Annotated in this window: 19 protein-coding genes and 1 riboswitch; of the genes, 10 read left to right on the top strand and 9 right to left on the bottom strand. The window is 39.0% G+C overall.

The annotated features are described in order from the left end of the window. Both nirB and MW695_RS10740 read right to left on the bottom strand, forming a co-directional pair. Positions 1-2,319: a nitrite reductase large subunit NirB gene (gene nirB, locus MW695_RS10745; protein ID WP_247105311.1), complete on the bottom strand. Its 2,319-nt coding sequence runs from the start codon at positions 2,317-2,319 to the stop codon at positions 1-3. Positions 2,320-2,412: 93 nt separating this feature from the next. Beyond that, the gene (locus MW695_RS10740) at positions 2,413-3,588 is read right to left on the bottom strand and encodes an MFS transporter (protein WP_247105310.1); all 1,176 of its coding nucleotides are present in this window, start codon (positions 3,586-3,588) and stop codon (positions 2,413-2,415) included. Between the two features lie 234 nt (positions 3,589-3,822). Here MW695_RS10740 and MW695_RS10735 point away from each other — a divergent pair, with 234 nt between their 5' ends. The 3 genes from MW695_RS10735 to MW695_RS10725 are packed head-to-tail and all read left to right on the top strand — an operon-like array spanning position 3,823 to position 5,686. Continuing rightward, positions 3,823-4,617: a hypothetical protein gene (locus MW695_RS10735; RefSeq protein WP_247105309.1), complete on the top strand. Its 795-nt coding sequence runs from the start codon at positions 3,823-3,825 to the stop codon at positions 4,615-4,617. A 3-nt stretch (positions 4,618-4,620) separates the two neighbouring features. Then, the gene (locus tag MW695_RS10730) at positions 4,621-5,007 is read left to right on the top strand and encodes a GntR family transcriptional regulator (protein WP_247105308.1); all 387 of its coding nucleotides are present in this window, start codon (positions 4,621-4,623) and stop codon (positions 5,005-5,007) included. After that, positions 5,000-5,686, top strand: coding sequence for an ATP-binding cassette domain-containing protein (locus MW695_RS10725; RefSeq protein ID WP_247105307.1), 687 nt, complete (start codon positions 5,000-5,002; stop codon positions 5,684-5,686). The genes MW695_RS10730 and MW695_RS10725 overlap by 8 nt, the downstream gene beginning before the upstream one ends. Before the next feature lie 111 nt (positions 5,687-5,797). On the opposite strand, the gene MW695_RS10720 is transcribed toward MW695_RS10725, so the two are convergent. Continuing rightward, positions 5,798-6,367 (bottom strand): nitroreductase family protein, encoded by a 570-nt coding sequence (locus tag MW695_RS10720; protein ID WP_247105306.1) that lies wholly within the window; start codon positions 6,365-6,367, stop codon positions 5,798-5,800. Positions 6,368-6,550: 183 nt separating this feature from the next. Then, on the bottom strand, positions 6,551-8,338 hold the full coding sequence (locus MW695_RS22975) for a methyl-accepting chemotaxis protein (RefSeq protein WP_247105305.1): 1,788 nt from the start codon (positions 8,336-8,338) through the stop codon (positions 6,551-6,553). Positions 8,339-8,519: 181 nt separating this feature from the next. Between MW695_RS22975 and MW695_RS10710 the strand changes: the two genes are divergently transcribed. Then, positions 8,520-9,650, top strand: coding sequence for a sensor histidine kinase (locus tag MW695_RS10710; RefSeq protein ID WP_247105304.1), 1,131 nt, complete (start codon positions 8,520-8,522; stop codon positions 9,648-9,650). 138 nt (positions 9,651-9,788) lie between these two features. On the opposite strand, the gene mgtE is transcribed toward MW695_RS10710, so the two are convergent. Then, entirely contained in the window at positions 9,789-11,150 is a 1,362-nt protein-coding gene (gene mgtE / locus MW695_RS10705; protein ID WP_247105303.1) for a magnesium transporter, read from the bottom strand. Positions 11,151-11,406: 256 nt separating this feature from the next. After that, positions 11,407-11,576, bottom strand: a riboswitch (M-box (ykoK) riboswitch). A 206-nt stretch (positions 11,577-11,782) separates the two neighbouring features. Here mgtE and MW695_RS10700 point away from each other — a divergent pair. The 4 genes from MW695_RS10700 (at position 11,783) to MW695_RS10685 (ending at position 16,466) form a co-directional block, all read left to right on the top strand. Next, the gene (locus MW695_RS10700) at positions 11,783-13,066 is read left to right on the top strand and encodes an MFS transporter (protein ID WP_483299855.1); all 1,284 of its coding nucleotides are present in this window, start codon (positions 11,783-11,785) and stop codon (positions 13,064-13,066) included. Between the two features lie 98 nt (positions 13,067-13,164). Then, entirely contained in the window at positions 13,165-13,272 is a 108-nt protein-coding gene (locus tag MW695_RS10695) for an FAD-dependent oxidoreductase (RefSeq protein WP_247105301.1), read from the top strand. Between the two features lie 326 nt (positions 13,273-13,598). Next, positions 13,599-14,540, top strand: a complete 942-nt coding sequence (locus MW695_RS10690; RefSeq protein ID WP_247105300.1) for a class I SAM-dependent methyltransferase — start codon at positions 13,599-13,601, stop codon at positions 14,538-14,540. Positions 14,541-14,906: 366 nt separating this feature from the next. Further along, positions 14,907-16,466: a Vga family ABC-F type ribosomal protection protein gene (locus MW695_RS10685; protein ID WP_247105323.1), complete on the top strand. Its 1,560-nt coding sequence runs from the start codon at positions 14,907-14,909 to the stop codon at positions 16,464-16,466. A gap of 259 nt (positions 16,467-16,725) precedes the next feature. Here MW695_RS10685 and MW695_RS10680 read toward each other — a convergent pair whose 3' ends face one another. The 4 genes from MW695_RS10680 to MW695_RS10665 form a co-directional block, all read right to left on the bottom strand. Further along, complete coding sequence (locus MW695_RS10680) at positions 16,726-17,184, bottom strand: low molecular weight protein-tyrosine-phosphatase (protein WP_247105299.1); 459 nt, start codon at positions 17,182-17,184, stop codon at positions 16,726-16,728. Positions 17,185-17,207: 23 nt separating this feature from the next. Next, entirely contained in the window at positions 17,208-18,122 is a 915-nt protein-coding gene (gene htpX, locus MW695_RS10675; protein WP_247105298.1) for a protease HtpX, read from the bottom strand. A gap of 133 nt (positions 18,123-18,255) precedes the next feature. Continuing rightward, positions 18,256-18,978: a polysaccharide deacetylase family protein gene (locus MW695_RS10670; protein ID WP_247105297.1), complete on the bottom strand. Its 723-nt coding sequence runs from the start codon at positions 18,976-18,978 to the stop codon at positions 18,256-18,258. Then, complete coding sequence (locus MW695_RS10665) at positions 18,975-19,694, bottom strand: MerR family transcriptional regulator (RefSeq protein ID WP_247105296.1); 720 nt, start codon at positions 19,692-19,694, stop codon at positions 18,975-18,977. The genes MW695_RS10670 and MW695_RS10665 overlap by 4 nt, the downstream gene beginning before the upstream one ends. Before the next feature lie 140 nt (positions 19,695-19,834). Between MW695_RS10665 and uvrA the strand changes: the two genes are divergently transcribed. Both uvrA and MW695_RS10655 read left to right on the top strand, forming a co-directional pair. Next, positions 19,835-22,318, top strand: coding sequence for an excinuclease ABC subunit UvrA (uvrA, locus tag MW695_RS10660; RefSeq protein WP_247105295.1), 2,484 nt, complete (start codon positions 19,835-19,837; stop codon positions 22,316-22,318). Positions 22,319-22,347: 29 nt separating this feature from the next. Continuing rightward, a complete protein-coding gene (locus MW695_RS10655; RefSeq protein ID WP_247105294.1) occupies positions 22,348-24,087 on the top strand; it encodes an ABC transporter ATP-binding protein in 1,740 nt (579 codons plus the stop codon). Positions 24,088-24,336 lie beyond the last annotated feature (249 nt).

The following is a 24,336-nucleotide window of genomic DNA, read 5'->3' as shown; positions in this document are numbered from 1 at the left end:
TTATTTACTCATAACTTGATTACTTTTATCCCATTCATGCTCTTTAGCTTGCGTAAAATCGTTCCATATTTGATCACGCAAATCATCTTCATAAATCAATTCTCTTATGTGAATGAGGCCAACCCGATTAAGCCACGTATTAAGCTCTTCTAAATAGCTCGCTGTCTCTCGATAGTATTGAATAAGTGCAATTGCATAGGAATTCACATCTTCTCGACCAACAATTGAAATTAAAGTATCATGAATATACATTTCCCATCCACGACTCATTCGAACAAGAGTTAGCCCCTTTTCAACAGTCGAGTTCTGATCAAAACCATCAGCAACTGTTATATAAACATGCTGTGGTGCAAATCTATTATCAATCACACTATCTAGCTCTTCGGCCACTTGATACATATCATTCACATATTGTCTCTCTAGATTTTGTTTTACTATTGACGTTCTTACATGATGAACCCAAAAGTCCGACGCATACTTCCGTTCTATGTTCAGTCGATCCATAACGGATAGAACATCTGTCTCTTCTACATCCATCAATGTTAACTGCTGGTTTTCTGTTAAAGCTAAATATGGTTGATTGAACTCTTTCATTATTAAGGTTAACTCATGAAGGTACTCCCCCGTTAGAAGTACTCCTTTAATTGGTAACGTTAGTGTAAAACGTCCATCACCTTGCTTTTGCACTCCAACAAGCCGATCTAAATCTCCCATTAATTCCGTGCGTTGATAGATCATACGAAAATAATAACGAAGAGCCTTTGTACATACTTCACAACCATTGCTCACCCAATTAAGCTTAGTGCGCACTTCATCCATTGTCGTTAACCGTTCATGCACAATATGCTCGACTACTTCATTTTCTGTTAACGATGTACACGTACAGAAAGGTTCTTCCACCATCGTTTCATTAAACTGATCACTTTGAATATATGATAGCATCTCAGCTACCATTGGCTTACATCCACCACAAGAGCCAGATGCCTTAGTACAGGCCTTTATCTCATCAACGGTTGAACAACCGTGCTTTTGAACAGCTTCAATTATTGTCCCTTTCGAAACATTATTGCAATTACAAATCGTTTGCGACATAGGCATTTCAGCTAGGTGCCCTTCTGCCTGAGGGTGAGCATTCATTAGAATCTCTTTCACCATTTCACGCTTTTCACCTTTTGCAATCATTTCCATTAATTGTGTTCCCTCTTTTGTATCACCGTACAACACAGCACCGACTGCACAATCATCCTGAAATACAACCTTTTTGTATATAGATTCTGTCTCATCTAACATCATGATGCATTCCGTATCATCACTATCATGAAACTGCCCGACAGAGAAGACGTCGACGCCAGATATTTTCAGTTGTGTGGACAATATCGTTCCTTGATAGCCACGTGTTGGTTGTTCGCACAAATGCTTCGCCAACACAACTCCTTGCTCGTACAAAGGCTTTACAAGTCCATATACGAAGCCCCGATGCTCAACACATTCACCGACCGCATAGATGTTTGGATCACTCGTTTGCATATAGTCATTCACAATAATAGCGCGGTTCATTTCCAGTCCAGCCTCTTTGGCAAGAGTGATGTTAGGTCTTACCCCAACCGCCATAACAACAAGGTCTGTTCTAACAGATGAACCATCTTTAAATTCAATTCCCTTTACTCGTTTACGACCTAGTAATCTCTCAGACTGCTTTTCAAGTAAAAAGTTCATTCCTTGACGCTCTAGCTCTTCTTGCAGTAATTTCGCAGCCTTTTCATCTAGTTGGCGCTCCATTAAATAAGGGCCTAGATGGACAACATCCACTTCCATCCCTAAATGTAAAAGTCCTTTTGCTGCTTCTAAACCTAATAGTCCACCACCAATGACCGTTGCTTTTCTATATGATTTTGCAGTCAACACCATCTTTTCACAATCTTCAACCGTCCGAAATGCCATAACTCCTTCCAAATCAATACCCGGTAGAGGAATCATAAATGGCGATGACCCTGTTGCAATAACCACTTTATCGTACAGAACTTTTCGTCCACTATCCGTCTCTACTGTTTTTTCTTGGCGGTTCAACCGTTTAACTGTTTCTCCCACATACAAAGTAATGCCATTTTCCATATACCAATCGATATCATTGATCATAATATCTTTCATGTCCGTTCCACCTTGAAGAACAGAAGAAAGCATGATTCGATTGTAATTCCCGTGCGGCTCACTACCTATAATCGTTATATCAAATGCATTTGCTGCATGTTTCAATATTTCTTCGGCACAACGTACGCCAGCCATTCCATTTCCTATGATGACAAGCTTTTGAGTTTTCATAACAAACCTCCAGCTATTATTCATGTTACATCTTATTATCGCACGTACTTTCCACCTTGCCTGTATGTATGTCATAAGATGTGACATACATTCTTAAGCACGGTGAAGCACTTGCTTCTTTATAGCAATAGGGTATATATGAACAAGTAAACATCCTACAGCAAATAGACTCATTAACCAAAACCCAGTCGCATAGCTCCCCATCATTTCCAAAAAGAAACCCATAACAATCGGAGGGAAAAAACCCCCAACTCCTCCAACAGCACTAATCACACCCGTTACAGCACCTGTATGCTTTGGAGCAACTCCAGGTACTAGCTTGAAGACTGCTCCATTACCTGAACCAAGCAATAGCGCCATGATTCCACAAGCAATACTAAAGGTTACTAAATGCACAAGACTGAAAGCTAGTATAACAGCCATGGTTATAATACCTACGAATAGAAACGTCAGCACCTGATTCGCACCAAAACGATCTGCCAAATACCCACCTATTGGGCGGATTAATGTCGCAATTATGACAAATCCAGCTACAAACCAACCCGCTACCACAGGTGAAAGCTGATACATTTCTTGAAACAGCGTAGGCAAATAAAAGCCAAATGCAACAAAACCTCCGAACGTTAAGAAATAATAAGCAGATAAAGTCCATGTATCTTTAAATTGTAGTACAGTAAGAGATTGCTTTAACGATTGTGGCTTCTGATCTGAATCGGCATCCTCTGTCATAAACCAGAAAACAATGGTCATTAAACCGAGGACAGCAGCCAAGCTCCAAAACATCCAGCTCATGCCAACAAGATAGACAACAGATGGAATGAATAATGCAGCCACAGCCGTTCCTAAATTTCCAATTCCAATAATACCTAAGGCAAGACCTTGTTGTTTCTTCGGGAAAAACTTTGTTACATATGTGATTGCAATCGTAAAAGTTGTTCCGGTCATCCCTATTAAGAAAGCCCAAAAGAGAAGCGCTGAATAAGATTGAGCAAAACCTACTGCAATTAACGGAATAACAGCAAATGCCATGATAACAGCATAAACCTTTCTTGCCCCTAACCGATCAGCAACGATTCCAATTGGAATACGCATAACAGACCCTAGAATAATCGGTGTTACAATAAGGAAACTTTTCTGTGTTTCTGATAAAGCGTATTGTTCCTGAACCATATTCGCAATTGGTGAAAATACCGACCATACTGTAAATGAAACAATCATCGCGACCGTAGCAAATATCAAAGCTGACGCCTGCTTTTTGTTGAAGTTCATCCTCTTCTCCCACACCTTTTTTAATCTCTTTTTCGTACATAAACGTTCTTAAATGATAGATCATCCCCATGTGTTCAACTACAACCTTGTCAGAATAACTAACAGTGTTTTCAATTAAACAAAAAGAAAGACCATCTCATCGCCGAACAAAAATCTTTGTGAAATGGTATTGACAGCCACTCTGTATCAGTGTACTATCTAATTAATACAATAATACAAAAGGAGGCGTCACTTATGAACGCTTGGTTTCACTTAGTAAAAAAAGAGCTCCATAATGGAGCATTAGCGTTTTTTTCATTATTAATAGGTTTTCTCGTTGTAGGGGGAATGGTCTTTTACTTCAGCTCTAGGGCTGAAGTAGGTGCAGAAGGATTAATGATATTTACCGCTGCAGCTATCATGATGCACGTTTTCTACCTTCTATACTATCTATTTGTGAGCCTACACAATGAACGAAAGAAATTGCATTTATGGTTACACAATTCCCTTCCTAGTTACTCTCTTTTACTTGCCAAAGTAGCGGCTGGCCTGATTTCTATGGGAGTAAGTTTAACGATTGTTTTTATCACATTTTTCATTTCGTCCCAATATGCAGAATATTTTCACGATCAGCTATCACTATTAAACCTAACTGAACTGAGTCTTTTCGGCAGTGTCCACATTATTTTAATTGCCTTATCCTTCGCTGCTTGGTTTTTGCTATATGCCATGGTTCATTTTGCTATCCGTTCTCGTTTAAATGGATTTCTTAGTTTTCTATGTACCGCTATTTTCGTCGTTGTCACTTTACGAGCTTACAGCTGGTTCGCACAGACGAATTTATATGAAACATTAACAATGTGGGGAGCCTTCCAACCTCCAGAAATCGTAACCGGATTAGAATGGGAATTAACGCAAAATCAAGTTGATTTAAGCATGCAAGGTTCCCCTTTTACGTTGTTTATTGGTAGCTACGTACTTGAAACGATCGTTAGCATCACTATCTTTTTACTAGCATGTTGGTTGTTAGAACGCAAAGTCGAGGTGTAAACAATGACAACTGAATTTGAATCATCTAAGCCGATTTATAGTCAATTAGCCGACCGTATGAACCGTCAAATTTTACGAGGAGATTTACAGCCAGGGGATAAGCTGCCTTCTGTGCGAGAAACAGCCATTCAATCGAATGTAAACCCAAATACGGTTCAACGAACATATCGAGAGTTAGAGGGGTTGAAAATTGTGGAGACAAGACGAGGTCAAGGAACATTTGTAACAGAAAATGAAACGATTTTACATGAAATGCGAGAACGTTTGAAGTTAGAAGAGATTTCTGCATTTGTAAAAGGGATGCAGGAGATGGGCTATACTAGCGCTGAGATCAAAGCCGGCTTGCATGCATTTTTAGCTGATATAAATGGAGGAATACAAAATGATTAAATTAGATCGTGTAACAAAAAAATTCTTAGCGAAAACAGCTTTAAACAATGTTGACCTGGAATTAAAGCAAGGAAAAATCATTGGACTTATCGGCGAAAATGGAAGTGGAAAGTCCACAACCCTTAAGCTCATTGCAGGCCTCAATCAACCGACAAAAGGAAACGTATTTGTTCATGGGCAACGAGCGAATCATCGCATTGCGAAATATGTGTCCTATTTGTCTGAGCTTGATGAATATTACAGCTTCTATAACGTTGGGCAAACCATTGATTTTTATGCCACACAGTTTTCTGATTTCAATCGAGAGAAGGCCGAGGACATTCGTCGTTTTATGAACTTGGACCGCCAAGCTAAATTGAAACATTTATCAAAAGGAAACCGTGGTCGTCTAAAAATCGTTTTAACATTAGCTCGTGAAGTACCTATTATTTTAATGGATGAACCCCTTTCTGGCCTTGACCCAATGGTACGCGACTCAATTGTAAAAGGTTTAATTTCATATATTGACTTAGACAAACAAGTCGTCATTATTACTACTCATGAAATCAAAGAAATTGAAACGATTCTTGATGAGGTCATTGCCATTAAAGATGGTGAGGTTATCGGTCACCACAATGTTGAAGATTTAAAATACAAGGAGAATAAAAGTATTGTTGAATGGATGACTTCTATATATTAAAGAAGTGAGCTTGAAGGCAGACTACTGCGGGATGCACATAGAAACAGCTGAAAGGGCACTGAAAGTTATTAATAAATTTCAGTGCCCTTATCGTTATTCATTGGGCTTTCCTTACGACAACCACTGTGTATATTTCTTATAATCACATTTCGGTTTTTCCTTTGGCTCCATAGCCGGATACCCTACATAAATAAACCCGATCATATCACCCTTTTCACTTAAGCGAAAGAATGATTTTACCTTGTCATGATAGCAAACTGGACCCGTACGCCAAACCGCGCCAAGACCTGCTACGTGAAGAGTAAGTAGCATATTTTGTACAGCGGCGTCGACAGCAGCGTATTCTTCTTGTATAATCACACTCTTTTTATCAGAAGGTTCTACAGCAACTGCAATTATAGTTGGAGCTCTTAAGGGCTTTTCTTTTTCTCTCTCAAGCTTCAGCTGATCGGTTGCCGATAACGGTATTTTCATTTCTAATTGGGCAATCTCAGCAAGTACGTCTCCTAAACGCTTCCTTGCATCCCCTTCTAGAACAAAGAAACGCCACGGTTCAGTTCGGTGGTGATTCGGTGCGAATGTCGCCGCATCTAACGCCTCTTCAATTAAGTGCTGTGGTACAGGGTCTTGCTTAACAATTCCAATGCTTCTTCTCGTTTCAATCGCTTTCTTTACATCCATCGTCTCACCCTTTCCTCGATTTCACTCTCTCTTTTAGTATACGGTCTACTTTCACATTAGCGTTCACTTCTAGTATTCGTTGGAAAGTGCATCTTGCTTCACCTTTTTTCATCTACTTTACATTCATTTTAACATAGCTAGAAACGATATTCTCATACAAGTGATTAATATAAATCCTATAGACTATAATTTAAATCGATTCATTTGTTCTTTTAATTCATTTGCTAATTTCGCTAATTCATCAGCGCTTTTTGTTACTTCCTCCATTGAACTACTTGATTGTTGTGCTGAAGCTGATACTTCTTCAATTCCTGCGGCTGATTGTTCAGAAATAGCTGCAATATCTTCAATAAATGTTCCAACTTCATAACTATTCTCCGTTAATAAGTGCAACTTCTTCGCTATTGCTTCCATTTTCGAAACCATTTGTGTAATCGATTCATTCATTTGTTTAAATGTCCCATTCGTCCGCTCTATTTCAGCTGTTCCTTCATATACGGTCTGATAACCATCTTCTAAGGAATGCGCAACATCATTTGATTCCAACTGAACAGCACGAACAATAGACGTAATATCCTCTACAGATCCAGTTACTTGTTCAGCCAACTTACGAACCTCATCTGCTACTACCGCAAAGCCTTTACCATGCTCACCTGCACGCGCAGCCTCAATTGCCGCATTCAAAGCTAATAGGTTTGTTTGCTCAGACACATCTTTTATAACTTGAACTAATGTTGATATTTCCTGAGATTTCTCATCTAACCCTCTAACCTTTTTAACAGCTTCATTTACCACTCGATCAATTTGTTTCATTTGTTCGACTGTACGTGACATATACAGACTTCCCTCCTCCGTCAACTGTCGGACGATATGAGAGTGATGAGTCACTTCTTCCCCATCTTTCTTCGCTTCCTGTATGTCTTGATTAAATTGATTCATTCTTTCTACCACATCTGTGGCACTGCTCGCCTGACGTTCGACTCCACTTGATAATTCTTCAATGGTCGCTGCGATCTGCTCACTTCCTTCTTTTACTTCTACCGCAAATTGTGTAAGTTGCTCACTTTGTGTATCAACATCATCGGTTGCACCTTTTACACCATCAACAATTGATGTGAGATCAGATTGCATATTGTTAACAGAATGAGAGAGCTCTGCTAATTCATCATTTCCGTTCAAGGCTAACTTCTCTCCAGTTAAATCCCCTTCTGCAATTTTCCCCATTTGTTCATTCACACGGGTAATCGTAGTAACAAAACGGTTTAGAAAGAAAATCATGCTTGCTAGTCCTATAATAATAGCTACAACAGTCGTTATAATGGTTGAGCGTAAGATATCATGTCTAATCATCGTTGCTAGCTGAGACATATCAAAATCCATCCCCGCAACTCCAATAATCGCACCTGATGAATCATGGATCGTATTAGCAAGCGTAATCGTGGACTGGCCACTTGCTGTATCAATATATGGCTCAGTCCAAATAACGGATCCGCTATTCTCTATCGCGTCTATATACCAATCTCTTCCCCTCGGATCATACTGGCTTAAATCGACATCCTCAGATGGAATATTATCCAAGTACATTTCGCCTAATTCCGTTCCAACGTACAAATTAATTAAAAATGGATGATCTAATGAAATTTCGGATAAAAACTGCTCGTAAAATAGTGTTTTTTTTGGATCATTGCTATTAGGTAAATTAACATGATGCCCTTCTTGCTCATTATCAACTTCGATTATAGGCACCTGCATTTCTTCCATATTCGAAATATCCGTTAGTAAACTCTCATACTTTATGAATATATCTGAAAATTCAGAATTTATTTCCTCTAAATCCTCCTTTTCAATAACAGCCCGCTCTAATACATTCGTTTTTTGATACGAAAGGATTCCGACTATTAGAAGAGGAATCAATAATAGTAAACTCATAAACAAAAACATTTTAACCTTGATCGATCGTAACTTTTTCACTTGCTTACCCCCTACTATGATGTCAATGATGAATATTAGTTACAAAGACGCAGGCATAGTTTATCATATTTTTGCTTTTTTGTAGATATTCATTATATTCTGACTTTTCCCTTGTCACTTTAGTAGGAACATTCTACAATAAAGGATGTTCACTATACTTAACTATAAAAGGATGTCGATTATGTCTCAAAAGCATGCTAAAATCGTCAGCATTGTCTTATACACCGCACTTACTTTTTCAACATTTGGCTTATTGATGGATAATCAAGACTCGATCATGTTAATAAGTACTCTCTGTTTTGGGTTCATCATGATTCATTATATTCGATATTCTTTGCTTCGGCTCTCTTATATCACGTTTAAAAATTTATCATTAGTTGCTATCCAATGGGCTCTTGCATTCTTCATACAAAGCATAGACGGTACGTTCCTCCCCCAAATCTTTTTCTTTGTTTTACTATCAGAAGCTGCCTTTTCGTCTAAACGGACATTTAGCATTCCATTTTCACTGATCTGTTACTTTGGTTTTGTTGCTGGGGTGGCCATCCACTATCAGTTTCCACCTTTTTCTGAGATTGGCTTTGTGATTCCTCGCTCTTTAGAATACGGACTCTTTTGGGGATTTAGTTATATTTCTAGAACGGCTCTCCTCCAAAGAAATGAATTAAAGCAATCATATGAAAAGTTGAAAGAAAGTGCCATTAAGTTAGAAGAGAAAGCATTAGTTGAGGAAAGAATGCGTTTATCTAGGGAAATGCACGATACAATCGGACATACACTTGTGACAGCATCAGTCGGTCTCGAAAAAAGCAAGCAGCTTTTTCGATATCATCATCATGATGATGCGTTCATGCAGCTTAATCACGTGCACAATCATATTAAAATAAGCTTAGATGATGTTAGACGTGCCATTCACACCCTACATGTTCGTAAATCCTTTATTGACTTTGAGCAAAGCTTACACAATCTTATTAAAGAAACGAAAAAGAATGCTGGCGTTCATATTGACGTACACATCGATCCGATGCCACATTTAACACCCGAACAAGAACGAACCATTTATCGTGCCTTGCAAGAAGGCATCACAAACGGAATTCGTCATGGTCAAAGTACCCTTTTTGATTTTCAACTAACGGTTGACTCTAATACCATTACATTTCGTTTAGAGGATAACGGTACTTGCCCAGAGAAGATTCATTTTGGATTTGGCTTATCAGCAATGGCCGACCGTGTAGCGAGCATTAACGGGAGAATGACTGTAGTGCAAACAGAAAAGAAACATGCGCTTCTTCAGCTAACGTTACCCCTTTAAACAAATAATAAGAGGGACATGGCGCTTTGAAAGGACATCATGCTATTAGACTAAAATGTCTAACTAGCATTAGGCAAAATGAAACTCTCTTAATAAAAATAGGCTTCACTTCCTAAGTAAATGAAGTGAAGCCTATTTTTATAAATATTGTAGTAAGGCTGTAGCAATTGAAAAGTAAATGAGTAGACCTAAAATATCATTGACTGTTGTAATAAATGGACCTGAAGCAATAGCTGGATCTAGCTTTAACTTATTGATAATAAGAGGAACCGTAGATCCGATAACAGTCGCAATACTTAACGTACAAAAGATCGAAAAACCGACAATGAGTGCCAGCACCCAATGCTGATGCATAATGGTGACGGTAATACTAAGGACAAGCATACAGATTAATCCTAGCATGATTCCAGTTCCAAACTCTCGTCTTATCATTTTAGCAATGGTCCCTTTTTTGATCGTTCCGAGCGCCAGTCCTCGAACAGCAACAGCTAATGATTGTGTTCCTGTATTACCAGCGGAGTCCATAATTAATGGGATAAATGCCGCTAACAAGACAATCTGCTCTAACGTATCCTCAAATTGCCCAATCACTTCCGCTGTAATCAATCCAAAGAACATTAACATAATAATCCAAGGTGAACGTTTTTTCGCGGCTGTTATCGCACTTACATTAACATCCGTCGCCCCTTTAGCCGCCGAGATTTCACCTAAATCCTCTGTCGCCTCTTCCTCAAGAATATCCATGACATCATCAACAGTAACAATCCCTAGCAGACGTCCTTGCGATGAAACAACTGGGGCAGCTAGAAAATCATATTTCTTAATCATTTTTGCTACTTCTTCCTGTCCCATATCGACAGGAACAGAAACAACTCTTGTACTCATCACAGTCTCAACCTTTTCATTCGCTGGAGCTGTAATCAAATCTCGTAACGACAGCACCCCTACTAGCTTACCTAGCTTATCAACGACATATAAATAATAAATCGTTTCTGCATCTGGACCTTGTTTACGTAGCTTTTCAATAACAGTAGCTGCCACATCCATTGATGATATACTAATAAACTCCTTCGTCATTACTGCTCCCGCTGTCTTCGGGGTATATGAAAGGAGTTCACGTACCTCTTTGGCTTCCTCCGCTTCCATCTGATCTAAGATAGCATTCGCTCTTGCTTCATCTAACCGAGATAAGAACATCGCCACATCATCTGCAAACATTTGATCAAACATTGATGTGAAATAGCGTTCATCCAATTCTGAGGCAATCATCTCTTGAACGTCAAACTCAAGACCTTCAAAAATTTCACCAAAGTCTGCCGGTGACAAGTATGCGTATACCCGTTTTCGATTGAATGGATCTACTTTCAGGAAAATTTCAACTTGATCCGTTCGGTGCAATTCTAAAAAACGCTCTCGAAATAAGGCCATTTCTTCATTTTCAAGTAAATCTAATATCTCTTTCTCGTATTGCGCACGGTTTGTTGAATCTAATCGTACCATCGTCTTCCTCCTCTTTATAGAGGGGTTTCCCTTATTAGGCTATGTGGAATGAACCCCTCCACATTTCTATTGTCTTCATTGAACAACTCTTAATCGACTCCGGTTCAGGACTCAGATCCATCCCACATCACCTCCATTTACGAAACTTGTAATTGTAAATCATCAAAAAGCACCTTCACGAATGAAGGTGCTAAATAACGTCAAAATAACGAACAACAAATACCTATAGTGGTATATTGTTACATTCAACTATTTCATCCTTCCTCCATTCGTAGAGCTTTAGCACTGTACGGCATAGGAATTAGTATTCCAGCTACATTAAAAATCACCTTATGTCGATGATTCCTGTTGACCCATTGGCGTCTTTGGACATTTTTGGGCAGTAGCATATCTCCAGCACAGGAGCCTCACCTAACGAGGTATTCAATTTCACCCTATGAATGATAGCAGACTAAAATTAAAACTGTCAAACTCTTTTATCTTAATAAGATAAGAAGGCTCCTCATTTATTGTTTGAATATTAGACGATTTATCAATAAGATATAAGAATGAATAGCCGTTACTTATTCTATGTACCATGCATTTGATTTGTGAGAATCATTTTATTTATATTTAAACAATTACTCAATGAGGTGGACATCTTGGTCAATCGATTTCAATCTTTTTTTTATGGCTGGATCATTGTTTTTATAGCCGGACTAGCCGTGTTTTTCTCAGGTCCTGGTCAAACATATTCGAATTCTATTTACATTACAGAATATATCGACCACTTCGGCTGGTCTAATACAGAAATATCTAGTATCTATTCCATTGCTACATTTTGTGCAGGGATTTTAATGATGTTTGTTGGTAGGATGGTCGATAAGATCGGTCAAAAGAAGATGTTGATCTTTGCTGGTGTCGCATTAGGGTTAGCTTGCTTTTATAATAGTATCGTTTCAAATATTTGGATGATGGCCATTGGTTTCTTCTTTATTCGCTTGTTTGGACAGGGCAGTATGACGTTAATTCCAAACACCCTTGTGCCCCAATGGTTCATCCAAAAGCGTGGGCGTGCGTTAAGCTTTATGGCAATCGGTGGTTTTGCCAGCGCCGCCTTTTTTCCATTAGCAAATGCGTGGCTTATTCAACGCTGGGATTGGCAAACATCTTGGCAAGTATGGGGTGCACTGCTTCTATTTTTGTTTGTTCCTCTTGTTATACTATTTGTCCGCAATAAGCCTGAGGACATTGGCCTCAAGCCAGATGGCTTGACTCTACGTAAGAATAAAAATCAAAAACAACCTATTCCTATAGCTGAAGTAGATTGGACGTTACAAGAGGCAAGAAAAACGTTAGCATTTTGGGCGCTCATTGTATGTGTTGGGATTCCGGCTCTCGTAAATACTGCAATCACGTTTCATCTAGTATCCATTTTTCGAGAAAATCACATCACACCTGAAATTGCAGCAACCGTTTTAAGTTTAATGGCCATTATCGGATTCCCAATCTCACTCATCTCTGGTTTCATTTTAGAAAAAGTCAAAACTCGGACTTTATTAATTGTTATATTTATTTTAGAAACAGTCTTACTTCTCCTCCTTCTTATCACCCAAAATGCGCTAACAGCTATTATATTTGGAGTCATTTGGGGAATGGCTAGTGGATTAGAACGTATTACAATCAATATTGTATGGCCCAACTACTTTGGCCGTAAATATTTAGGAAGTATTAAAGGAGTCGCCGTTACAGTAACCGTGGTCGCTTCTTCATTTGGACCATTACCGCTCGGCGTTGGTTATGATGTATTTCAATCATATACACAAGCTCTAGTTCTCATTATGCTCTTTCCTATCATTGGATTAATTGCAGCTACTTTAGCAAAAAAGCCTGTAAAAGAAGTTGACTCGACAAGATCGAAGTATGTAGCTCCGTAATTTATTTTAGCCGTTGAGAACGTGGTGTTCTCAGCGGCTTCTCAAATCCAATGTTTCTCTATTTTTTGATGGGGAATATATCGAAGTAGGTGGTGAGTATGATAAACGCAGATGTCTGTATCATCGGTGGAGGAGTTACTGGTCTTTCACTTGATCTACGTTTAGTACAAGCGAATATTCGCGTTGTTGTCGTAGAACGTGAATAAGAAAGCAGTCACTTATACAAAGGAAGAATTAATTCAACCAAAAACTATCCATCCTTGAAAAACTTTAGTGTACTAAAAGATATATTACATATTGAAAGACCGTTAGTTCCTAATCGAGCGAGCGAACTTAATCAGAAAGGCCAAACTTTATTAGACAGATAGCCTAACGTGCCTTTATAACTCTTGAAAAGCAACTGAAGATAACAAAAAAGCTTCAAGGTCAACTCTTCAAACCTCATGAAGATTACCCGTGGAGGTTCAAAGAATAGGAGGAGGCATAAATGAAGGTAAAAGAATACAAGCGGCTATGGCAGGCACGATCATGGATGAAGAAAAATGAAGCGTTTTTGCCGACATGGCACGCTCACTTAGGTTATTCACTCAAATTATTTGATCACTTCGGCAAAGCTACAACAATAGATGAAGTAGCTCAACAAGGGTTTAACAAAAAACTTCTCACACGTTGGGTTGAAGTTGGTTTAGCTGTAGGTCATTTAAAAAAGTGTCGCAGAGGAAAGTGGAAAACAAAACGGAAAATTTTACGCTATTTATCTAAGGACAGCCCTGATTCCATCGGCATTTTACTAAAAGAAATGATGGAATTGCATATCCCGACTTTGCTTTCTTATCGTGACTTAATGGTAGGAAATGATGTGGATTTGCTGGAACGAAATTACGAAAATACAGTAGCTGAAACATCACGTTTGCTTGAAACACTTGCATTTCCAAAAGTATATCACTTAATCAAAAATGAAAAGATACAGTCTGTACTAGATTTCGGTTGCGGTCACGGTGGCTATTTAAAACGAATTCATGAGAAAAATAACGCTCTACAACTAACCGGAATTGAAATTGATGAGCAAGTAGCAAAGAAAGCTCGTAGCTCTTGTAAAGAAGCGTCCATTATGATAGAACAAAGAGACTTAATGACCTATCAAGCTCACAAACCTGTTGATCTAGTCATGATGAATAATCTCCTTTATTATTTTTCAACAGAGGATCGGGCTCGCCTTTTTAAGCAAGCATCTAAAGCTTTATATCCTAAAGGCTTTTTGACCATCATGTCTCCTTTAAACGGAAAAGAAAATATTCAACCCTTCACTTCAGCTTTTAATAGTTTTATGTCTGCACATGAACAGATGTTTCCAATACCTACAAAAGAGGAGTTGACTGAATATGGAAAAAATATAGACTTTCAGCTCAAACAAATAAAACCGATTATTAAAGAAGGTGGCTGGTATGTAATTGTTTTTCAAAAAGAAAAATAAATTTGACAAACTGAACTCCCTCCTATAACATAAAAGAAAATCAACGTCTAAACAAGAAAGGGTGACCCGGATAGATGAAGTTCTAATCCTATTTTTGAATGTAGAATAGAATGAGTTTACGTATACTTCGACTAAAAGCGACGACCGCTTTTATGAATTTGTGCGTGCTCTTCGATTCTTTGATTCAGAATAGGATTAGAATGAAACAGACACCTGTTTCTTCTCTATTCGGCATGTGTACCTTTATGCCTCCTATTCTGATCCTGTCAGATAGGAGGCTTTTTCATGTCTCCTACCATCGGCACTAAAAAAGGTCAATTTGTACTTTTTCAGTCGCCTCTTAAGCACATAAGGAGCTGGATATATATGCTATTACTTGAAGGGCATCAAATCGTCATTGAAATACAAGGAAATACATTATTAAAGGCGGAGAAATTAACGATACATCAACAGGATCGAATTGGATTAATCGGTAAAAATGGCACTGGAAAATCGACCTTGCTACACATACTTGCTCGTAAACAGAAGCCTACTAAAGGAACCATTAACTCTGATGTTACAACATTCCTTCTTCCTCAGCTTAAAGAAATGGTTGATGGAAAAAGTGGTGGTGAAATGACTCAAGCCTATATTCAACAAGCCATACAAGAATCGCCAACTATTCTTTTTGCAGATGAACCAACCACTCACTTAGACAAAGAACATATTGAATGGCTTGAGCAGAAACTACGAAATTGGTCTGGAGCGTTTGTCATTGTTTCCCATGACCGTGCGTTCCTCGATCAATTATGTACGACCATATGGGAAATTGAAGATAGTAATCTTAACATGTATAACGGAAACTATTCGTCGTACATCGAACAAAAGGATCATCACAGATCTCATCATCACGAGGAATACGATAAGTATATGAAAGAAAAGAATAAGCTTGAACGTGCCATCGCAGGCAAAGAAAAACGTGCTGCAAAAGCGACGAAGAAGCCAAAGAATGTAAGTCGTTCAGAGGCCAAAATAACTGGTGCAAAACCGTATTTCGCCAAAAAACAAAAAAAGCTTCAGCAAACCGCTAAAGCTCTTGAAACCCGGTTAGAAAAGATCGAAGAAATTGAAAAGCCTAAAGATTTGACCGAACTAAAAATGGAAATACCGAACCAAGAAGCCTTCCACGGGCGGATGATCATTCGAGTTGAACAGCTAGTAGGACAAATCGATAACCGAACTTTATGGAGCAAGCAATCGTTCTTTATTTACGGTGGAGAAAAAATAGCGATCATTGGGAAAAATGGAAGTGGTAAAACAACCTTACTCAACCAATTGATCTCACCAAATAAAGAAGTATCCATATCACCAGCTGTCATCGTCGGTTATTTAAGCCAGCACCTTTCCCTTCTACAAACGAAGGAAAGTATTTTAATGAACGTGAAGGAAACCTCAAAACAAAGTGAAACACTCATTCGAACCGTCTTAGCACGACTCCATTTTTTAGGGCAGGACGTTCATAAGCCTGTGCATGTATTAAGTGGCGGCGAACGAGTCAAAGTAGCTCTTGCTAAGCTATTTGTCAGTCATTGCAATACGTTGATTTTAGATGAACCGACTACATTTCTTGACATTGAAGCCGTTAAAGCATTAGAAGCTCTCTTACAGGAATATGAAGGAACCGTTCTATTCGTATCTCATGACCGCCAATTCATTAAGAGCGTTGCTACAAAAGTGATTGAGATTAACCAGAAGAAGCTTCATGTCTTTGCTGGAACGTATGAGGAATATCAAGCTCACAAAGAAAGACCTACACAAAACAGCGATGATCGGAAATTAATCATTGAAACACGGATTACAGAAATACTAAGCTTACTAAGTATAAGCCCTTCTGATCAATTAGAAAAAGAATTTCAACAATTATTAGCTGAAAAGAAAAAGTTGTAAGAGAAGCTATGAAGTTGGTAGACAGATTTTCAGTTTGGATGAACGTGTTTTACTTTCACGTACGGACTCGACGTCACCAGCGAATTTACTTAAACAGCAAACTTTTCACAAATTTTACCTTAAACCCAGACAAGTCAATAAGGAAAACGCGATAGGGAGGGCACCAAAAAAGTTTGCTTTTTAACTTCTTGGTGCCCTTTAAGTTTAAAAAAACTGCCATTGAAAAGGGAGTTCCTTTATCAATGGCTATTTCTTCAGTCTAGATGGTCTTTTTAATTTCCTTCAATAGTGCTTGACATCCATCTAACACTAGATCATACGTCTCCTGAAAATCATTTGAGTAATAGGAATCTGGCACATCCTTCTTATGCTCTGTCAAATCGAGTAACCGAATAACCATCACACCCTCTGGCTCACCTATCACTCGCTTAATATTTGTCAGATTGCTTTCATCCATTGCGACAATATAATCAAATGCTTTTGCATCTTCTTTTTGCAATTGTCTTGCTTTCATGCCTTCAGAAGAAATCTTGTATTCTGTTAGCTTGGCTAGTGTCCCTTTGTGAGGTCGCTTCCCAACATGCCACGGCCCTGTACCTGCAGAATCAATAACAATTTGGTCACTTAACCCTTCTTGCTCTACTAAATGGCGAAATACAGCTTCTGCCATTGGTGAGCGACATATGTTGCCTAAGCAAACAAATAACACATGAATCATTCGTACTCACCTCTTCATTATGCCTACCTTTGTTCTAAACGAGCAATTCGATCATTTAAATCAGGGTGAGAGGAGAACAGCTTCATCACATTCCCTTTTCCGCTAATTTTCATTGTCTGCACAGCCGAATCATCCGTATGATCATTCACATTTGCACGTTCAATATGCTGCTGTAATGAACGTAGTGCATGAGCCATTTTATCTCTTCCTGCCAAATCAGCTCCACCTTGATCGGCATGGTATTCGCGATATCGTGAATACGCATTAACTACCAAGCTTCCAAGGATCGAGAACAAGATTTGGAAAATAATTATCGCCGCAAACCGAACAATCCACTGTAGTTCAGAACGAACTAAACGCGAAACCAAAATCGCCGCAATACGTGAGAAGAACACAACAAACGTATTAATCACACCCTGTAGTAGCGTCATCGTGACCATATCGCCATTTACAACATGAGCGACCTCATGGGCAATGACCCCTTCAACCGCATCATCATCCATCACATTCAGCAAGCCTGATGAAACAGCGACTAACGATCTTTTCTTTGATGGACCTGTTGCAAAAGCATTCACTTCTGGTGATTGATAAATACCTACCTCTGGCATATGAACTAAACCTGCAGCTCGTGACAATCTATGTACCTTCTCGACAACCGCTCGCTCTTGGGCAGTCAGGCTTCCATCTGGATCTAGCACCTTCACCCTCATCATCTTTTTCGCAACGAAGCGTGACATCGCAAGTGAGATGAATGCTCCTGTGAAACCTACCAATATACTAAATACCATTAGCGAACCATAATCAATTCCTAACCCCCCACTACCATCTTCAAAAGAACCACTAATTCCCGTGTATCTTGTAATTAACGACCAGACAATAACAATCGTTGTCATGACAAGAATATTCGTAATAATAAACAGTAATACTCGTTTCCCCACTGCCTTCTCCTCCTAAGTAATTATAATCTGTTCATATTGTAACATGATTTCCATTAACAAGCTTATGACTTTTAGCCTTCTTACATAAGTCAATGGACCTAAATCCATTCGCTAGACATTCACTTTAAGTATTTTATCCTTCCATCTCATACTCCAACAATTCTGATACCGTTTGAAATGTATAACCTAATTCCTCTAATTCCGTCACAATTCCTTCTACAGCTTTCAATGATTCAATTCTGCTCTCATACATGACATGGAGCAAAATAATGGAACCAGGTTCGATTTGTTCAACAACATGTTCAACAATAAGATCCGCGTCATCTGCCACATCCGGATAAGATTCAGGCTCAATACTCCACATAATGGTTTTACGATCACCCTTAGATAAATAATATGGAAGAAACACAAGCTTTTTGCCATAAGGAGGACGAAAATGGATGTCACCCTCATAGCCAATCGAGCGAATCAGCTGATCTGTTTGCTCAACTTCAATTTCTATAAATGATGGAGATTTGAAAACCATTCGTGGATGAGAATATGAGTGATTCCCTACCTCATGCCCTTCCTCTACGATTCTCTCTGCCGCAGCAAAATCTTGCTCAATTTCTAACCCTGTCAAATAAAAAGTCGCTTTGATCCCTTTCGCATTTAAAATAGCTAAAATATCATCCGTAAACTCCCCTGGTCCATCATCAAACGTCAAAGCAACGACTTTGTCATCTGTGTCCACTTTAGGAACAATATTTCCAAATAACTGAACACTTCTAGCACTAGAAAATTCATTTAAGCTATAACCTATTCCCATCATAACAAGTAAACTCACACTGAGAACCACTATGCTCTTTCTTTTCATAATTCTTCCTCCCCCCCTTTTTTTCGATCTATTATTTCACATAATTGATATAAAAAGCCCATTCCTCTAAGCTGTTCCTTGATAATATAATCCAAATAAACTAAAGACTCCTTCGTTTTTTTAATCGCTTCAGCAATATTATTTTGATCCATCTCCTCTAATACTTCTCGCACAGTTTCTAATGATTTCACCGCTGTCTGTAGCGACCTAATAACAAGGAGTTTACGAAGATCTGGTGCATAATAAATCCTATAACCATTTTCACCATCTCTCTTTGGTTTGATTAGCCCTTCCTTCTCCCAATGCCTTAATGTTGAAACTGGAACACCAATCTGCTCAGCGGCTTCTCCAATTGTATACGTTTTTTTCTTAAAAGCTGGAACATTTTCACCACTTTCATCTCTTTCCAGTATAGCAAGAGCTTGCTCAGCTTTCTTTTTATGATTATGCATGTCCACTTGGACGTTATTGACAATCCATAATGCCTCCGTAATGCGCGCTTCTTGAATGAGTGGCATTACTTCTCTAATAACATTCATCCCAAAACCTGTATTCATTGCCCGGATACATTCAAAATAGGCAACATGTTCGTCTGTGTACTCTCGATAACCATTTGAAGCTCGCTTTACTTTTGGTACAAGCCCCCATGATTCATAATGACGAAGTGCACTTGTACTGATCTTCAAACGTCGTGCTACTTCAATAGGCCTTATCATCTCACCACCCCTATCCTTATTGTAAAACCTTAAATCTACTTGACGGATTAATATTTATTATATCATGAAGAATCTTTAAAACCTTAGCACTTGCATTAATGTTATAAGATGAAGTGGTAATGACAAAAGGAGGGAATCATTTGAAAGATTCAATTATTATTCAAAGAGCACGAGAGCATAACTTAAAAAGCATTTCACTGCAAATCCCCAAAAATCAATTAGTTGTACTAACTGGACCTTCTGGCTCAGGCAAATCAACACTTGCGCTAGACACTCTACAAAGAGAATGTCAGCGTCAATACATGGAATCGATGGGCATGACAACAGACTCTGTTAGTAAACCAAAAGTCGACTCTATTACAGGTCTCTCACCATCTATTAGTATTAATCAACATGTCACAAACCGTAACCCACGATCCACAGTAGGAACGATCACAGATATGTATACATTCTTACGTGTACTTTACGAGAAATTAGGTGAAAGGTCTTGTCCTAGTTGCGAAAATACTATACATCCAATCATCGACAAAGAGGAATTTGAAGATCATCCATTCAAGCAATATCAAACTTGCCCCCACTGCAAACATCGGTTTGAAAAATTAACACGTAGTCATTTCTCATTTAATAAACCTGAAGGAGCATGTCTCTCATGTGATGGACTTGGACACGTTGCAGAATTGCAAACTAGCCTAGTTTTTAATGATAATCAGACTATTCAAGACGATGGTGTCACCATTTGGAAGGGGCAATTACGTGATTATCAAATAAGTATCCTACAAGCAGCTACTCGCTATTATGAGATTGATATTGATTTAACCCTTCCATTGAAACAATGGAACACTCTTCAAAAGGATTTGCTCTATTACGGTGTAGAAAGTGCGGCTTTTATGGCTCATTTCCCAGATAAACAACCACCTAAGACAGTAGGCCAAGGAAAATTCGAAGGGGTACTTACAAGTATTTGGAGGAGGTATAAGGAAAAAGGCGGACTATCCGGTGAAGCACAGCTATTTTATACAAAAACATGTCCTACTTGTAACGGGGAGCGCTTAAAATCAGAAGCACGAAAAGTAAAGATGTGTGGACAATCTATTACAGCTTTAGCTAACCGATCTCTTGAAGAGGTGCTTCAATGGTTAAATGAGCTTAAGCAATCACTTTCGACTGATCACTATGACTTCACGGAAACGATTATCCATGATTTTAAAACTAAATTAACAAGGATTATGAAGGTTGGTTTAGGATATCTAACCTTAGATCGCCAAACCATTACGTTATCTGGAGGGGAAGCACAGCGGCTACGCTTAGCGACAATTCTCGGATCAGGTTTAACTGGAGTCTTATACATTTTAGATGAGCCAACTGCCGGTCTCCATCCAAAAGATACAGATGGACTCATTACGATTATGCAGCAGCTACGAGATTTAGGAAACACAGTTCTCTTAATCGAGCACGATCGTGATGTTATGAGAAGTGCTGACCATATTATTGATATCGGACCTGGTGCTGGGAAGTTCGGCGGAACGATCGTTGGTGAAGGAAGTCCAACTGAAATTATTAATCAACCATCTTCCATTACAGGCTCATACCTTAAACATACCACTCAATCACCTGATCGAAGTCAATACAGACAAGGCGACGGTCATTATCTTACTATCCACCATGCCACTAAACATAATTTAAAAAACATTACTGCCAAATTCCCACTCCAATGCTTTATTGCTGTAACTGGAGTGTCTGGCTCAGGAAAATCCAGCTTAGTATTTGACATCCTTTCAACAATTTCAACAAAAGGATCAACAGGTTACGAAAGAATCACAGGCCTTGAACATATTAAGAATTTAGTTACAGTTAGCCAAGCACCACTTACAAGAATGCAACGATCGAATGTTGCAACATACACAGATGTCTTTTCATTTATTCGTCACGTCTATGCTGCCCTTCCTCTCGCAAAAGAATGTGAACTCAAACCAAAGGATTTCTCCTTTAACACCGTTGGGGGAAGATGTGAGCATTGCCAAGGCCTTGGTTTTGTAACGACAAATATGCACTTCTTACCTGATGTAGAAGTGACTTGCCCTGCCTGCAAAGGAAAAAGATTTAAAGACCAAATTTTAAGCGTTACATTTAAAGGCTATTCAATATCCGAGTTATTAGATATGTCTATTGCCGAAACTCAAGCTCTCTTTCAAGACCATAAAAAAATAGCACCTATTATTAATCTTCTATGTGAAATTGGACTCGGTTATTTAAACTGGGGACAATCTGTAACAACACTATCTGGAGGGGAAGGTCAAAGATTAAAGCTAGCAAAAGAATTATATAAACAGAAAACTGGTCATACATTGTATATACTCGATGAGCCAACAACCGGATTACATCAAAGTGATATTAAGCAGTTACTTCTCCTCCTAAATCGACTTGTTGATGCAGGAAACACCGTAATCGTTGTCGAACATACTATCGAAGTTATAGCACAAGCAGATTGGATCATTGACATGGGTCCTGAAGGAGGGGAACGTGGCGGTGAAATCGTTGTACAAGGTACACCTAAACAAATCGCACTTACACCTCAATCCTATACAGGTCGTTATTTAAAATCGAGCCATAAGCAAACAACATAATCTCATCTTTAAAATGAAGGAGCCCTTAAATGGATAACGAACAAAACAACAGTCTCAAACCTTTTTTCTCTTTAATCTTTTCAACAAGTATACCAAAGCTAGCGTTAACACTTGGCTTAGTAGGGAGCTTCATTACAACATTAGTTGGCCTTTCCATTCCATTATTAACTCGCGAAATGGTCGATGGCTTCTCAGCCGAATCCCTTAACCTTACCTTAATTGGGATCATTGCGCTTGTTTTCATCATACAAGCCGTTATTGACGGCTTCTCGACATACTTACTTGCCTATGTCGGGCAGAAGATTGTCGCTTCTCTGCGACAAAGAATGTGGTTTAAACTTCTACGCCTCCCTGTCCGATATTATGATACAAAAACAAGTGGAGAAACGGTTAGCAGGGTCGTCAATGACACAGGCATCGTGAAGGATTTGATTTCTCAACACTTCCCTCAATTTGTTACTGGGATTATTACGATTATTGGTGCGGTAATCATTCTATTCATCATGGACTGGAAAATGACATTACTTATGCTTATTTCCGTTCCTATTACAATTAGCATTATGGTTCCACTAGGTAGTCGAATGGCGAAGATTTCTAGAGGGTTACAAGACGAAACAGCTACCTTCACAGGAGGTGTTCAACAAACATTAAGTGAAATCCGTCTAATGAAAGCATCTAACGCAGAGCAGATGGAAGAAAAGAAAGGCATGTCTGGAATTGAAAAGTTATTAAAATACGGTCTACGAGAAGCACGTATCTTTGCTCTTATTGCTCCATTTATGTATTTAGTTGTCATGATCGTCATTGTTGTCATCATTGGATATGGTGGTATTCGAGTAGCAGATGGTTCAATGACTACAGGCTCACTCGTTGCCTTTCTTCTTTATCTATTTCAAATTATTTTCCCTATCACATCCTTTACGATGTTCTTCACACAGCTTCAAAAAGCAAAAGGAGCCACTGAGCGTATTGTAGATATTCTTGATATCAAGGAAGAAGAGGGACAAAATGTCGGAATCGACATGGATATTACAAACGAACCGATCTCTGTCGAAGATGTATCGTTTTCTTATACGGAGAATGAGCCCGTTTTACATCACGTTTCATTCCGAGTAGAGCCAGGTCAAATGATCGCGTTTGCTGGACCGAGTGGTGGTGGGAAAACAACGATGTTCGGACTCCTCGAACGGTTTTATGAGCCGAATACAGGATTGATTAAAATTGGACATACACCTATACAGCAACTTTCTATGAAATCATGGCGCAGTCAAATCGGTTACGTCTCACAGGACAGTCCGATGATGGCTGGGACCATCCGTGCAAACCTTTGCTATGGTTTAGATCATATGAAAGACATTGATGATAGCAAGCTTTGGGAAGTAGCAAAAATGGCCTTCGCTGATGAGTTTATCAAACAATTCCCAGACCAGCTGGAAACAGAGGTCGGAGAAAGGGGCATAAAGCTTTCGGGGGGACAACGGCAACGAATCGCGATCGCACGGGCTTTTTTACGTGATCCAAAAATATTAATGATGGATGAAGCAACAGCGAGTTTAGACAGTCAATCAGAGGGAATCGTTCAACAAGCTCTCACACGCCTTATGGAAGGGAGAACAACCTTTGTTATTGCCCACCGATTATCAACCATCGTCAATGCCGATCAAATTATCTTTATTGAAAAAGGGGAGATCACAGGTATTGGTAGTCATCAGGAGTTGGTCGCTTCTCATACACTTTATCGAGAATTTGCAGAGCAACAGCTGACATAATGCTCAAAAGAGACTAGGGTGGAGGCGGGACACAAGCTCATGATCATGCGCTCCATGCGGTTCCTCATTCCTCTATTCTCTCTCTATCTCGCATTTTCATATTGTTACGGTTCCTCATTCCTCTATTTTAGTTTTTCTTACTCAAATTAGCCTCATTTTGCTCGAATAGCGGAATGAGGATTACCATTCCTTCTCGGACAAGGGTCTTTTCGCCTTTTAGCGGAAAGAGGTTCACCAATTGAACGTCCC

The sequence above is a fragment of the Halalkalibacter sp. APA_J-10(15) genome (assembly GCF_023017105.1).
In the GTDB taxonomy this organism is placed as follows: domain Bacteria; phylum Bacillota; class Bacilli; order Bacillales; family Bacillaceae_D; genus Halalkalibacter.
The sequence above is the reverse complement of the archived record's forward strand: the minus strand, read 5'-3'. Positions and strand labels throughout refer to the sequence as shown.

Bases quoted from the DNA above. Each gene is read 5' to 3' on its own strand.
- nirB (WP_247105311.1), bottom strand. From the start codon at position 2,319: ATGAAAACTCAAAAGCTTGTCATCATAGGAAATGGAATGGCTGGCGTA.
- MW695_RS10740 (WP_247105310.1), bottom strand. From the start codon at position 3,588: ATGAACTTCAACAAAAAGCAGGCGTCAGCTTTGATATTTGCTACGGTC.
- MW695_RS10735 (WP_247105309.1), top strand. From the start codon at position 3,823: ATGAACGCTTGGTTTCACTTAGTAAAAAAAGAGCTCCATAATGGAGCA.
- MW695_RS10730 (WP_247105308.1), top strand. From the start codon at position 4,621: ATGACAACTGAATTTGAATCATCTAAGCCGATTTATAGTCAATTAGCC.
- MW695_RS10725 (WP_247105307.1), top strand. From the start codon at position 5,000: ATGATTAAATTAGATCGTGTAACAAAAAAATTCTTAGCGAAAACAGCT.
- MW695_RS10720 (WP_247105306.1), bottom strand. From the start codon at position 6,367: ATGGATGTAAAGAAAGCGATTGAAACGAGAAGAAGCATTGGAATTGTT.
- MW695_RS10710 (WP_247105304.1), top strand. From the start codon at position 8,520: ATGTCTCAAAAGCATGCTAAAATCGTCAGCATTGTCTTATACACCGCA.
- mgtE (WP_247105303.1), bottom strand. From the start codon at position 11,150: ATGGTACGATTAGATTCAACAAACCGTGCGCAATACGAGAAAGAGATA.
- MW695_RS10695 (WP_247105301.1), top strand. From the start codon at position 13,165: ATGATAAACGCAGATGTCTGTATCATCGGTGGAGGAGTTACTGGTCTT.
- MW695_RS10690 (WP_247105300.1), top strand. From the start codon at position 13,599: ATGAAGAAAAATGAAGCGTTTTTGCCGACATGGCACGCTCACTTAGGT.
- MW695_RS10685 (WP_247105323.1), top strand. From the start codon at position 14,907: ATGCTATTACTTGAAGGGCATCAAATCGTCATTGAAATACAAGGAAAT.
- MW695_RS10680 (WP_247105299.1), bottom strand. From the start codon at position 17,184: ATGATTCATGTGTTATTTGTTTGCTTAGGCAACATATGTCGCTCACCA.
- MW695_RS10670 (WP_247105297.1), bottom strand. From the start codon at position 18,978: ATGAAAAGAAAGAGCATAGTGGTTCTCAGTGTGAGTTTACTTGTTATG.
- MW695_RS10665 (WP_247105296.1), bottom strand. From the start codon at position 19,694: ATGATAAGGCCTATTGAAGTAGCACGACGTTTGAAGATCAGTACAAGT.
- MW695_RS10655 (WP_247105294.1), top strand. From the start codon at position 22,348: ATGGATAACGAACAAAACAACAGTCTCAAACCTTTTTTCTCTTTAATC.